12 protein-coding genes are annotated in these 14123 nt (G+C 35.8%); 6 read left to right on the top strand and 6 right to left on the bottom strand.

Annotation, left to right across the window (positions count from 1 at the left end; all coding sequences use genetic code 11):
- Positions 1 to 44 precede the first annotated feature (44 nt).
- Positions 45 to 815: a CPBP family intramembrane glutamic endopeptidase gene (locus I5776_RS18765; protein ID WP_202778055.1), complete on the top strand. Its 771-nt coding sequence runs from the start codon at positions 45 to 47 to the stop codon at positions 813 to 815.
- A gap of 140 nt (positions 816 to 955) precedes the next feature.
- Here I5776_RS18765 and I5776_RS18760 read toward each other — a convergent pair whose 3' ends face one another.
- The 6 genes from I5776_RS18760 to I5776_RS18735 form a co-directional block, all read right to left on the bottom strand.
- Positions 956 to 1540: a uracil-DNA glycosylase gene (locus I5776_RS18760; RefSeq protein ID WP_202778054.1), complete on the bottom strand. Its 585-nt coding sequence runs from the start codon at positions 1538 to 1540 to the stop codon at positions 956 to 958.
- A 142-nt stretch (positions 1541 to 1682) separates the two neighbouring features.
- Positions 1683 to 3614 (bottom strand): BglG family transcription antiterminator, encoded by a 1932-nt coding sequence (locus I5776_RS18755; protein WP_202778053.1) that lies wholly within the window; start codon positions 3612 to 3614, stop codon positions 1683 to 1685.
- A gap of 58 nt (positions 3615 to 3672) precedes the next feature.
- Positions 3673 to 5124, bottom strand: coding sequence for a glycoside hydrolase family 1 protein (locus I5776_RS18750; RefSeq protein ID WP_202778052.1), 1452 nt, complete (start codon positions 5122 to 5124; stop codon positions 3673 to 3675).
- 5 nt (positions 5125 to 5129) lie between these two features.
- Positions 5130 to 6377, bottom strand: a complete 1248-nt coding sequence (locus I5776_RS18745; RefSeq protein ID WP_202778051.1) for a PTS sugar transporter subunit IIC — start codon at positions 6375 to 6377, stop codon at positions 5130 to 5132.
- A 13-nt stretch (positions 6378 to 6390) separates the two neighbouring features.
- The gene (locus tag I5776_RS18740) at positions 6391 to 6711 is read right to left on the bottom strand and encodes a PTS sugar transporter subunit IIA (RefSeq protein WP_202778050.1); all 321 of its coding nucleotides are present in this window, start codon (positions 6709 to 6711) and stop codon (positions 6391 to 6393) included.
- The gene (locus I5776_RS18735; protein WP_202778049.1) at positions 6711 to 7031 is read right to left on the bottom strand and encodes a PTS sugar transporter subunit IIB; all 321 of its coding nucleotides are present in this window, start codon (positions 7029 to 7031) and stop codon (positions 6711 to 6713) included. Before I5776_RS18735 ends, I5776_RS18740 begins: the two co-directional genes overlap by 1 nt.
- 274 nt (positions 7032 to 7305) lie before the next feature.
- Between I5776_RS18735 and I5776_RS18730 the strand changes: the two genes are divergently transcribed.
- From I5776_RS18730 to I5776_RS18710, 5 genes are all read left to right on the top strand, one after another.
- Positions 7306 to 8340 (top strand): threonine aldolase family protein, encoded by a 1035-nt coding sequence (locus tag I5776_RS18730; RefSeq protein ID WP_202778048.1) that lies wholly within the window; start codon positions 7306 to 7308, stop codon positions 8338 to 8340.
- 58 nt (positions 8341 to 8398) lie between these two features.
- Positions 8399 to 10003, top strand: coding sequence for a PucR family transcriptional regulator (locus tag I5776_RS18725; RefSeq protein ID WP_202778047.1), 1605 nt, complete (start codon positions 8399 to 8401; stop codon positions 10001 to 10003).
- Positions 10004 to 10128: 125 nt separating this feature from the next.
- Positions 10129 to 11397: a cytosine permease gene (locus I5776_RS18720; protein WP_202778046.1), complete on the top strand. Its 1269-nt coding sequence runs from the start codon at positions 10129 to 10131 to the stop codon at positions 11395 to 11397.
- Positions 11394 to 12497, top strand: coding sequence for an S-methyl thiohydantoin desulfurase family protein (locus I5776_RS18715; protein ID WP_202778045.1), 1104 nt, complete (start codon positions 11394 to 11396; stop codon positions 12495 to 12497). Before I5776_RS18720 ends, I5776_RS18715 begins: the two co-directional genes overlap by 4 nt.
- A complete protein-coding gene (locus I5776_RS18710; protein WP_202778044.1) occupies positions 12490 to 14040 on the top strand; it encodes a hydantoinase/oxoprolinase N-terminal domain-containing protein in 1551 nt (516 codons plus the stop codon). The genes I5776_RS18715 and I5776_RS18710 overlap by 8 nt, the downstream gene beginning before the upstream one ends.
- The last annotated feature ends 83 nt before the right edge of the window (positions 14041 to 14123 follow it).

Below are 14123 nucleotides of genomic sequence, written 5' to 3'. Positions count from 1 at the left end.
TCTCTATGATAAATTAGAGAAAATTCAGTTATGGAGGGCTCATAATGATCAAAAAAAATTCTTACTTAGTGCTTATTTTGTATAGTATTTTCTTAACTTTTACAGTGTCATTCTTTTCAGCATTATCCGCAATTTTGCATACCAGCGAGAAAGGTATGATTGTCATTCAAATTCTTGCCTTTTCTTTAATGGCAATCTTCTTTACAAGACAAATAATTAAGAACCATACATCTCTAAAGAAATTAGGCTTCTCTCTAAAAAATATTGATTACCGTATTTTTATCATGTTGGGAGTGATCATATTAGTTCAACCAATGATGTTGGGAATAGACGTAACTATTTCTTTATCTGTTCTTATGTTAACAGTTGTGCAGATGATTTTAGTAGGCTACACAGAGGAGTTACTTTTTAGGGGTATCTTTTTTCTCAAATTAAAAGATAAAGGTCCAGTTTTGTATGTATTATTTTCTTCCCTTGTCTTTAGCCTTTTGCACAGTGCAAGTGCCATTAATCCGGAGACTGGTTCAACCCTAGTCATTCTTCAAGTTGTAAATGCTTTTCTACTAGGTATTGTTTTCGCTTTAACTTTTTTCATTACTAAAAAGATATTGATCGTCATGTTAGCTCACACGTTTTTTAATATCTTTGCGAGTATCTCTAATCAAGTTTCACTTGAGAGAAATATTTACTCTGTAATTGTTTTATCTATTCTTTATATCGTATGCATATTGATCCTTTCTTTTATTCGAAAAAAAAATAATCATGTTAATTCACTTAACAAAAGTACTTTACCTGGAATAAAAGTTAATTTATAGAGGGAGAGTTGCAATTATCTAGGTATAGAAGAAAATAAAATTAAATTTTGGCACGCACTATCTGTTCTCACACGCTCTTTTCAGTGTTAACGGTTATAGGACATTATCATTTGTCAACATCAAAGGGGGACTTTTCCCCCTTAACTCAATCGTATCTGATTAAAATAATTTTCCGCTACTAGTTTCCAATCCTCTAAAAATAAATGCCATAGATTAGGACGTCTCCTTACAGCTAAAGGGTGGTAGGCGACGGTTGTTTGATATCCATGAACATCATGGAATTTACCACGCAATGATTTAACATCTATTTCTGGATTTTGAAAGAAGGCTTGGACTGCAATATTTCCGAGACAGACAATAAGCTTAGGTTGTTTTGACTTAAGCTGTTGTTTAAGATGATTCATGCAGATTTGCCTTGTCTTTTCTTTGTTATATGCCTTTGTTGGTTTTCTTTTTAAAACATAGGTTACATATAGGTCATCGACTGTTAAGCCTACTTGATTAGTAGCTTTTTGTAAGGCTTGTCTTGTCCCGCAGACAAAGGGTTTGTTTTCCCGATCCTCACGAGCCCCGGGATTATCTAATAGAACCATGATCGGTGCATCCGGATTCCCTTCACCCCAAACCATCCGCGACCCGTGCTTGTCGAGACCGCATTCGCTGCAATTCATAAGATTATCTGGTGTGGATTCCTCCGGCCATAATGAGGCGCAAAAATCAGACAAATCTTCTCCCTCCTAAAAATGAAAACTATTTGTTAATATGCCCATTTCTTAATGGATTTAACGAAAAGGGAAGGGCCTAATGGCATCCTTCCCTTCCCTTATCGCTTTAGAAAATTGTAAAACATTCGCAATCCACTTATATTTATTCTGGAAAATAGTTATCCTTCACCATTAATTCAATTAAGCGATCAATAAATTCATTTCTAGTATTTGTTCCAACAAGATAATTAATGTTATAAGGTTCTGCGGTCAATTCGATAATTCGGGGGAATATCCTGTTAAATATGTGTGAGTCTTCTTTGTTGACAGCAATCCCAATAATTAATTTAACTTTTATCCTGTCCCAATCAACTTGATTGACTGGTTTTAATATTATTAAACCTGTACTTTTTGCTTCAAACTTCATTGTATGAGGAATTGCTATGCCACTTGGAAAAGCAGTAGATGATACATTTTCTCGTTCATTTAATTTCTTTAAGTAATTATCGTCTACATAATCATTTTGCTGGAAGCCATCAGCTATTATCTTCATCATTTTTTCCTTCGAGGAATCGTCATTAATATTGACAAAAAACTCCTCTCTTATTAACTTAGGAATATTTTCTTTAAGAAAATCAAAGTACTTATTATGTTTAATTTTCTCTACTGCACGGCTAATCATGGCAATATCATGTTTATTTATAAACTCATGTATATTTACAATTTCAGTGTTAACCGTTGCAAAATTATTTTTTACATGTTCATTGCTTTGGGTTGTTATGACTAATTCATTTGAGGTTAATGAGTTCAATTGATTTATATCTTCAAATATCCCTCTAATAACTAAATCATCACTAAAGTGTTTTTGGATACACTTTTCTATTTCTGATTGCTGGTTTAGATACGCAGGGGTGATGATAATTGTATTAATTTTGCTATTTTCATCTTGTTGATTGTTTAAAAATGATCCAATGTGTAACGCAATAAAGGCAATTTCATCATCATTAATTTCAACGTTCAAATCATTTGCTAGAACTGAAGCTAGATATACAGCAATATCAAAAATGATTGGGTATTTAATTCGAATACTTAGTACACTCAAGTTTCTAGAATATCTGTTTTGTTTTAGACGGTTGTATAAGTTTTGTACATGAACCAATAGGCGTGCTTTAAAATTAGCATTGTCGAAATCTAGCATGTAGACTTCACCTATTTCCTGAATGGCGTGTTCTAATGCATTCGAAACCTTGTTGTTTGCATATTGATCCATTGAGATATTATTGTCTTTGATTTGTCCATTAATTAAGATGGCCAATTCGTCTATTTCCGCCTGCGAAAACTGAATATGATATATTTTGTTCAGTTTGTCTGTTATTTCGTTTACAATTTTGTGTCCGGTTGTATCTCGATGCTTTATTTGAAATGAACTTTGTTCTAATTGTTCGTTATCAATTACACGATCAATAGCAATTGCTAAATGTAAAATAAAATTTTTGAAGAAATAGGTATTTGGATGACCGCTATATTTTTCGAAGCTGGTTTTACTTATTTTCATCAATTCTTGGAGTGAGACGTTCCCTAGGAGTTTTTGAACTTCTTCTTCAAGGGATGTTTTTGTTGGTTTTGAGAAGTCAATTAAATCAATCATCAATTTTCTGCGACTCTTTTCGTCTCCAGTAAGAATGTAACGATTATTGTGTTGAATGATTTGTAAGCCATGCTTGGTTACTAAACGATTAAGGTTAGCAATATCGGCACGTATCGTTGCGTCTGAGATATAGAGAGTGTCGGCTAAGTCGAATAGGTCTAAGCCGCGATCGGAACTCTTTATGAGTCTTCTTAATATATAAAAACGACGATTATCAATATGATTGCTATTATCTATATGTTTAACAATATTGGTTGTATTATCACTTAACTTATATCCTGTTCGGCTAGACTCAATCAAATTAGGCTGTTCGTCATTTATCGATTTAACATAATGACGAATGGTTCTGTCGGTTACACCTAATAGTTCGGCTAACGTTTTTGCGGATATAAAGTCTTCCCCTGAATGACTTTTAAGATAATCTAGTAACATTTCAGTTTTGTTCATTAAATCAGTCCTTATATATTAAAAAAGGGAGTAAGGTTACTCCCTTTCTTTGTTTGTATTAAACTTCTGAACCATTAGTAGAAATGACTTGTTTATACCAATAAAAGCTATCTTTTCTAATTCGCTCTGCAGACCCATTACCTTCATCGTCTAAATCAACATAGATAAAACCGTATCGTTTTGACATTTGTTGTGAAGAACAACTAACGATATCAATCGGTCCCCAAGCGCAATAGGCAATAACATCGGCGCCATCATAAATAGCTCGGCCAACCTGTTCAATATGGTCACTTAAGTATGAAATGCGGTAATCGTCATGAACTTTTCCGTCTTCAAGCGTATCATACATACCGAATCCGTTTTCTGCAATAATGATTGGTTTCTGATAGCGATCCCAATATTGGGAAAGTGTATTATACAGCCCTTGTGGGTCGACATTCCAGCCCCACGGATTTGCCTCTAAGTTTGGATTTACCGTAGTTGAATCAGCTTTATTCACATTCTTCGTTGCATCAACCATCTGTGAGAAATAATAGGAAATGGCCAGGTAATCCAACGTATTTTCTTTCAATAGTTGTACTTCTTCTTTGGTAATATCAAGATGAATATTGTTTTCATTGAAATAATTTAAAGCATATTTTGGATACTCGCCACGAAATTGAACATCTGTAAAGAAATACTGCATACGATTATGCTCCATGGCTAACACTACATCATCTGGCTTACATGAATATGGATATACTGTCATGTCAGCAACCATTGTACCGATTTCTAAATCATAATTTAAGGTTTTCGCATACTTTTGAATTTTAGCTGAAGCTACCATTTGATTGTGTACGGCTTGATATTCTGCCTCTTCAATATGATCATATTGATCCTTACACATACCTAAAGACAAAAACGGTTCTATTTGAATCATGTTAATTTGGTTAATAATAATCCAATACTTCACCCGATCGCCAAAGCGTTCAAGCAATACTTTACCATAACGTTCAAACATATCAATGACCGCTTTATTGTACCAACCACCATACTGTAATGTGATGTTAATCGGTGTTTCATAATGCAACATAGTTATAATTGGTTCAATTCCGAGCGCCTTCATCTTATCAATCATTTTGTCATAGTGTTTTAAAGCTGCTTCATTAGGTTCGGTTTCATCCCCATTAGGAAATATTCTTGACCAATCAATGGAAGTTCTAAACGTTTTAAAACCCATTTCAGCTAGCAATTCTAAATCTTTTTCATAAGTATGATAGAAATCAATACCATGGCGTTTTGGAAAGTAATGAGTTGTATCGGTAAGATTCTTTTTCACTTCCTTCAACGTCATCCCTTGCTTCTCCAACTCTTGAATTTCTGCATTTGACATTCCTTTGAGGTATGGTTGAACATCAGATGAATTGGGTTGTTTCCCATCTTCACTGTAAGCGCCATCAGCTTGACTCGCGGCAATTGCGCCGCCCCATAAGAAATCTTTTGGAAAACTCGCATATTTATTTTGTCTCATAATTATTATTCTCCTTCCTCTGCTAATTCTGCATCTTGTTTAACCGCTTGTTTGTCATAAATTTTGAAAAATGGATAATAGACAATCCATGAAAGGACAAATAATACAATAAAGTAAATCAGCCCAATGATGGATGCAGTAATAATCCAGTTTTGAATTGGACCTGGTAAATACCAAAGTTGAAATGGCTCATGTGGAATTGGTACCAAACCAATTTTCATCACAAACCAAGTTAGAATAGGTCCTAGTAGTCCATTAATCCACATTGGAATCATCAAAATCGGATTGAAGGCGATTGGCGCCCCAAATACAATTGGCTCATTAATATTGAAAATCGAAGGAACAAGCGATGCTTTTCCTATCATTCTTAAACGTTGCGATTTAGCCATAAATGCTAACATGATACAAAGAGCTAATGTCGCTCCTCCACCACCGATAAGAAATAATGAACCTGTCTCAACCGTGAAAATATTTGTGACAGCCTTTCCAGCTGCAAAGTTTGCTTGGTTTTCCGCAATAGCCGGTAATGCTATAGCGGTTTGAACTGGATATAAAACCCAACTTGAAATTCCAAACGTGTATAAGAATGAAAAACCTAGGAAGAAAATCAATACAAATCCCCAGAAACTTTGACCTAGATGAATTAGTGGCGAAAAGATTGAATTTACGACATCATATACGTTGATATTCATTTCAAATGTAAAAATCCAACCAATTAATAAAATGACGATGATTGGAATTAATGTGTTAAACCAAACGGCAACAAAGTCTGGAATCGGTGAATCTTCACCAATAAATTTCCATTTTGAGAAGAGGTTCATAATAAAACCTACAAACAATCCGGCAATTAAAGCAGCAATCATTCCACCGGTACCAAATGTATTTAAATCAAACTTAATATGACCGTCTTCAGTAATTTGGGGATATACCAACATTAAGAAAAATGCCAAACCTGCAAGACCTGCTTGTTTTGAAACACCCTTATGACCCTTATGGTTCATTATTGATTCTGGAATTAAATAAGCTAAAAATAATGAGAATAAACCGAATGAAAAAGTGCTAATCATCGAAAAATCAGGAAAGCCCTTCCAAAAATCCTTAACAATTGACAAAATAGTTGCAAACGAACCGATAAAAATCATTGGCATGGCTGTCAAGATAGCGTCTTGAATGGATGCAACCCAAGCGTTTTTGGCTATCTTATTAACCTTCGGAGCAAAACGATCAGTCATCCATGACATAAATTTATCCATCTTTTTCACCCCTTTAGATTTTTTTGTAAAGTTTTATAATCTCCCGCATAATATTCATTTCTGATTTAACCGTCATAATTGTATCTTGGGCATGGCCAAATAAGGGGGAATACGGAATTTCAATACCTTCAGCTTCTTTTTGCAAAGTATTTGTTTGAGCTTTGTGAGCGGTAACGATTTCCTCATTTGCCTTTTCCATGAGTTCATCAGCTTGAACAAAATCTCCATTTGAAGCTTTGTCTACAGCTTGATAAACATAATCGCGCGCGTTTCCAGCATGTAGGATTACGTTCATTGAAACTAATGCGAGTTCTTCTTTATTAATTTGTTCCATTATTGAACACCGCCTTGTAATATTTCTTCGGCTACTATTACCAATCCCTGACCATCTAAAGATCCATACACTTTTTGAGGAATGATACCGTATTTAACGCCTGCTTCTTCACATGCACTTTTTACATCGTCAATCATGTATTTCAAATGCGGTGCAACTAATAGCAAATCAATCGCATTTAAATGTTCACCAATTTCTGACTCACTTTTTGCTTTAAATTCAATATCTTTACCTAACTTTTTAGTCGCTTTTCGAGCAGCTGCCGCCATAAATCCAGATGATGCTCCTGCGCCGCAAACTAATAGAACTTTTTTTGTCATAATGTTCATCCTCCTTTTGATTAATTCAATCATAACAACAATATTAACCGCTTACATTTACGTTTCTTTCCTATTAGTAGGAAATGTCTCTAACCTCTTATAAAAAAGGCAATTACTAGAGTGCCGGACATTACATGTTAGTTATCCTTTGAAAATAGTAAAACAATTATTAATTGTTTAAATTGCATTTTTGCATTTTAGCACATCATAGTAGTAGAATTTGAGAATCGATACTTTAAGATAATAAAAGAAAAAATCCCAGGGGTGAACACGAATGATTAATTTCCAAAGTGATTATTTAGAAGGATGCCATCCGAAAATTTTAGAAAAATTAATAGAAACAAATTTTAAGCAATCTTCGGGATATGGCAATGATGAGTATACGAAAGATGCGGTCCTTAAGATAAAAAAAGCCTGTAATAAAGAGGATATAGATGTGCATTTTCTTGTAGGAGGAACGCAAACGAATGCTATCGTTATTGCATCGATTTTGCGCCCGCATCAAGGGGTAGTGAGTGCGATTTCTGGACATATAGTTGACCATGAAGCTGGTGCGATCGAGGCGACAGGACATAAAGTACTTACACTCCCAACAGATGATGGAAAAATTCAAGCTGAACAGGTGAGGGAGTTGTATCATGCTCATTGGGATAATCCAATGCGTGAATCAGATGTACAACCAGGTATGGTTTATATTTCTAACCCTTCTGAAATGGGTACCCTTTATACGAAAGCTGAATTAGAGTCATTAAGTAAAGTGTGTAGAGAACTGGACCTTCCTTTATTTTTAGATGGAGACCGCTTAGGCTATGCTCTCACAAGTCCATATAATGATTTAACACTTGAGGATATAGCTAATTTATGTGATGTCTTCTATATCGGGGGCACAAAATGTGGTGCGCTTTTTGGAGAAGCGGTAGTTATAAGTGCTAATCCATTAAAAAGAGATTTTCGATACACTATGAAACAACGTGGTAGTGTACTTGCAAAAGGTAGGTTATTAGGTATTCAATTTAGTGTACTTTTTGAAGAGGATCTATATTTTAAGATTTGTGGTAATGCAGTGGATTACGCATTAAAATTAAGACATGCATTCGAAGAAAAAGGGATCGAACTTCATGGACATTCACTTGCGAATCAACAATTTCCAATTCTAACGAATGCACAAATGAATGTTTTGAAAAAGAAATATGGTTTTGAGGTTTGGAGTAAGGTAGATGAAAGTCATACAGTAACCCGCTTTTGTACGAGCTGGGCAACAAAAACAGAAGATATTGATGCACTTATTGATGACATAAGGTTAATGTAAAGATTATTGGATTAAACATGTTTATTTTACTCTATAGCAATGGAAATGTGGAAAGCGGGTGGTGAATAAAAATGGGGTAACGGTAAAAGATTTGCTTCAATTGCCCTCATTAAGAGGAGCAGAGGTGTTAACTGGTAAAAATATTCTTAATCGAACAGTTTCTTCTTTATCGGTGCTAGAAGTTTCAAATGTAGATTTCTTCTCGCAGATTATTCAAACCGTTCAAGATGAGTGGTATGCGGAAGAACTTGTCATTAGTTCTTTTTATTCGGTTAAAGAGAGTGTCGAAAAACAATGTGAAGCCATTCAACACTTGCATGATTTAGGAGAATTAGGTCTCATTTTATATTATGTGGGAATTGTCCTGCCGGAAATACCAGAGGAGGTCTTGCAATTAGCAGACTCCCAGGATTTTATTATTATTTGCATGCCAAAAAACGATTATTCGCTTCGCTATAATGAAGTAATTTATGAAGTAATGGAAGCGATTGTAAGCAATCAGGCTGTTAATGATCATTTTGTAAAAGAAACTTTAGAAAAGGTTTCCTCTTTACCAGAACATCTGCAGAGTGTAGAAATCACACTTAAAATGTTATCTGATCGCCTGAAAGCCAATCTTGTATTAACAAATATCCATTATGATATTGTGAACCAAGTGATGTGGCCCCGGAATTCTTCCTTAGATGTGATGAAAGTTATTAAAGAATTTAAACAATCTAACTTAAATGGTAGCAAGGAGAAACAGGAAGCAGAAAAAATGGCCAAATCTTGCTTCGTTGAGTGTAAGAGCATTCACCAAAAGAATGGGGAACCGCTTTACCTGTTTCTTATTAAAGAGAATACAAAATTGCCGGCTAAAACCATTGAAAAAGTGAGCGAAGTTGTACAAGTGGCGATTAATCTATGGGGAGACAAGCATGATGAAGTGAGTGAATATGCATTAGTGAAAGCAATCATTAATGATGAAAGTGAAAAAATGCGAAGACTAGCTAATCTGCTTAACATTGATGTCTCTGCCATTCAAATGATGTGGTTAGTTTACATTAATGATTTGTCAGCAGAAAAGGAAATAAGAGAAGAATTGGAAGAACAACTTTCGAAATATTATAAAACGAGAGTGATTCAAAGTATTGATCATTGTATGATTGTCCTATTAGGGAATTGCTTATATAACTATCATGAGTTTGAGATTGCCACTGAGTATATTGAAACGACAAATTATTTTTCTCAACTATCGGAGGTCGTTTATTCGCCAAAAATGAGAAACACGACCGATGTTCGCCGCATGTACCAGTTGGTGAATAATGTAGGAAAGAAAGTCCATTCAATCTATCCAATGCGTAAATTGTATACGGCTGCTGAAGTCCGATCGATGAAGCGGGCCATTGATTTAAGCAAACAAGGGGAAGAAGTAATTGAAGAATACCTTTCTGTCATTGCCCCCATTCTAGATGATAAGGAGTCTCTGAAAACATTGATGACCTTTCTCTTAGATGCAAATGGAAATTTTGATAAATGTGGAAGGCTTTTATTTATTCACAAAAATACAGTAAAGTATCGGATTAAAAAGATAAGTGATCTAATTGGAAGCGATGTAACGGTTTATTCCGAATTTTATGATGTGTATTTGGCTTGTATGATCTATCGTTTAATAAATAGTTAGTTTGATCCGGAGTTTTGTCAGAAACGACAAAATTTCGGATTTTTTTTTCATTTTTGAAAAAGACTCGTACCTACTCTTTCTTTTATAATTTTAAAAAATAAAGTTAACGAAGAGGAGTGGGCAATATGAGAAACGATGGCGAGCATCAGTCATGGTATAGCCTAGGGATTATCTGGGCTGGTGCGATGATTAGCATACCAAGTCTTTTAGTAGGGAATACGCTGATTTCTAATATGAGTTTACCAAAGACATTATTTGTATCTTTTGTTGGTTATGCAATCGTCGTACTCATCATGATTTTACAAGGCATTCAAAGCAGTGACTTAGGAAAGCCAACCGTTCATATTGCGGGACAAGTGTTTGGTAAAAAAGGATCTCGGACGATCTTATCCATTATTTTGACGATTGCTTGCTTAGGTTGGTTCGGTATCCAAGCCAATGTTTGTGGAGCTTCGTTAGCTAATTTATTGGCGAAGTATGATATGAATATGCCCGTTCCGTTTGCTTCTTTCCTAAGTGGTTTGGTGATGGTGATTTCAGCTATTTACGGTATCAAGGTGCTACGTGTATTAAGTTATATTGCCGTTCCATTATTGGTCATCATTTCTATCATTGGCTTAGTTCAAACATTGACTGGAGATCATCTACAAGCTATTCACAATTACAAACCTAATGGGAATATGAGTTTTATGGATGGACTTTCGGTAACAATGGGTTCATTTGCATTAGGTGCGGTAATAGCGGGTGATTATTCCCAGTTTTCCAAAAAACGTTCGGAAGTGTTAAAAGCGGCAATCTTTGGAATTATCCCTGCTGGAATACTAATGATTGGTGTAGGAGCTTTGTTAACGATTGCCTATCAAACAAGTGATATTACTGCTGTCTTTTTGAATATAGCAACACCGTTTATTGGTGGTGTTGTTTTGATTTTAGCTACATGGAAAACAAATATGGTGAATGCGATATCGGGTGGAATTGCCTTGATTAATGGGTTCAACATTTCCAAAGGAAAAGAAAAAATGGCGGTTGGAATTGCTGGATCGGTAGGGACTTTGCTCGCTGTGGTAGGGATATTAAATTATTTTACACCGATTATGTCAATTTTATCAGCGATGATTCCACCAGTTGCAGGTGTGATGATCGCCTCATATTGGGTGATGAACAAGGGTGATAAAAGTAGCTGGAAAGAGGTAGAAGGCGTAAACCGTTTAGGCGTTTTTTCTTGGTTAGTAGGTGCTGTCATTGCTAGTATTCCGGTTGTATTATCCTTTTTCCCAAGTTTGCCTCAAGTACCTAATCAGCCTTTGATTGGTATTGTGATTTCATTTGTTATTTATTTTTTCGGGTATCGTATATCCGTACAAAAGACTGTTATGTTGGAGGAGAATAGATGAGATATTTAGATAAAGAAGCCATTGAACATATTGCGATTGGAGCTGCCTTTTTAGGAACTGGCGGGGGAGGAGATCCTTATATTGGAAAATTGATGGCCCTCTCAGCCATTGAAAAAAATGGACCTGTAAAATTGTATTCTGTAGATGAAATAGATGATGAAGACTTTTTCATCCCAGCTGCAATGATGGGGGCACCATCTGTTCTAGTAGAGAAATTTCCGCGTGGAGACGAGTTTGTTAAAGTTTTTCAAAAGCTAGCTAAATATTTAGGAAAAGAAAAAATCACTGGAACGTATCCGATGGAGGCCGGAGGTGTGAATTCAATGATTCCGATTGTCGTGGCGGCTCAACTAGGGATCCCTCTCATCGACTGTGATGGAATGGGCAGAGCGTTTCCGGAATTGCAAATGGTGACGTTTCATTTGGATGGTGTTTCTGCAACACCGATGGCCATTACAGATGAAAAGGGCAATATTGGGATAATTGAAACCATTGATAATAAATGGACAGAACGTATTGCCCGAGCAGCAACTGTAGAGATGGGAGCTAGTTCGTTAGTTAGTTTGTATCCAACGACTGGGGCACAAATCAAGAAGAGTGGTGTTCATCATATCATTACGCTTTCCGAAAAGATTGGTGAAATTATTTCGTCAAAAGATAAGGATGCGAACGGAAAACTTCAAGAATTGCTAAGGCTCGTTTCCGGATATGAGCTATTCCAAGGAAAAATTATCGATGTTATTCGAGAAACGAAGGGTGGATTTAACCTTGGGAAAATGAATCTTGAAGGAATTGAAGAAAATAAAGACGAAAATATGAAGGTTCACTTTCAAAATGAAAATCTTATCGCCGAAAAAAATGACCAGGTTGTCGGTATGACCCCTGATTTAATTTGCCTTGTCGACTATGAAACTTTATTACCAGTAACAACCGAAAGTTTAAAGTACGGGAAACGTGTGCGAGTAATTGGGTTGCCGGCTCATGAAAAATGGAGAACGGAAAAAGGAATCGAAACGGCAGGTCCAAAATATTTTGGATATGATTATGATTATGTGCCAATTGAGGAAATGGTTAAAAAGGTGGTAGTTAAACATGTATAAGATTGGAATTGATGTTGGTGGAACGAATACTGATGCGATTATTTTAGATAAAAATAGCAAACTAATTCATAGTGTAAAATCACCGACAAGTTTAAATATCAAAACAGGTATTGAAAATGCGCTGCGTGATTTATTAATAGAAGCAGATATTGATAAGTCGAAAATCACCCATGCAATGCTTGGGACAACACAGTGTACCAATGCGATTGTAGAACGAAAAAAACTAGCTAAAGTCGGGGTTATTCGTTTAGGATATCCTGCAACTGCTTCTGTTCTGCCATATACTGCTTGGCCGAAAGATATGATTGAAAAACTATCAGGCAATTATGCTTTAGTACATGGTGGTTATGAATACGATGGCCAATTATTGGGAGAACTTGACGAAGAAGAAATTAGAACACTTTTAGAGGATTGGCAAGATAAAGTGGAGTCAATCGCTATAGTAGGTGTTTTTTCCTCCATCAAAAATGATCAAGAATTAAAGGTGAGAGACCTGATTCAAGAAGCATATGGAGAAGAATTTCCGATTTCCTGCTCCTCGTTAATTGGTTCAGTTGGATTAATTGAACGCGAAAATGCGACAATTTTAAATGCTGCATTATGTCGAGTAATTGAAATAACAACTAAAGGGTTTGTTCATGCGTTGGAAGAAGAGGGGATATTCGATGCGGACGTGTATTTATGTCAAAACGATGGAACATTGATGTCGATTGAATATGCTAAACAATTTCCAATCTTAACGATTGCATGTGGTCCAACGAACAGTATACGTGGTGCTTCTTATTTAGCAAAAATCAAAAATACGATGGTTCTTGATGTGGGTGGAACGACTTCCGATATTGGGGTCTTACAAGACGGATTTCCGAGAGAATCTTCTGTAGCAGTGGAAGTTGGTGATATCCGCACTAACTTTAGAATGCCAGATATTATTTCTGTTGGCCTTGGTGGAGGAAGCATTGTTCGCGTAAACAACGGCAAAATTACGGTTGGACCCGATAGCGTAGGATATAGGATCGGTCAAGAAGCACTTGTCTTTGGAGGAAAAACACTTACAACAACGGATATCGCTGTTCGACTAGGTTTTGCTGATGTCGGAGATAAGAGTTTAGTGGCACATATTGATGAGGAATTCGCAAAAGATGTACTATTTGAAATTTCTTCTTTAATTGAGCAGGCCATTGATAAAATGAAAACTTCATCAGAGGATGTTCAGCTCGTTTTAGTAGGTGGGGGCAGTATCATTGTTCCGGATAAGATTCGGGGCGTATCAAATAGTATTAAAACTGAAAATGGGGGAGTAGCAAATGCGATTGGTGCGTCGATTTCTCAAATCAGTGGACAATATGAACAGATTTATATTTATTCAAGAGAGTCTCGGGAGGATTCATTGAAAGATGCGCAAGATAAAGCAGTGAAACAAGCTATTTTAGCTGGAGCCGTTTCTGATACGATTGAATTAGTTGAAGTGGAAGAAACTCCACTTGCTTATCACCCGGAAAACGCAACCCGATTAAGAGTGAAAGTTGTAGGGGAAATGGGATAGGTGCAAGTTAATTTACGCTTTAAGGAAATCCATCGAAAAAAACACATCACAACGGTGTTTTTATTCGATGGATTTTATATTTT

Origin of the sequence: Heyndrickxia vini, from assembly GCF_016772275.1 — a bacterium.
GTDB lineage: Bacteria > Bacillota > Bacilli > Bacillales > Bacillaceae_C > Heyndrickxia > Heyndrickxia vini.
The sequence above is the reverse complement of the archived record's forward strand: the minus strand, read 5'-3'. Positions and strand labels throughout refer to the sequence as shown.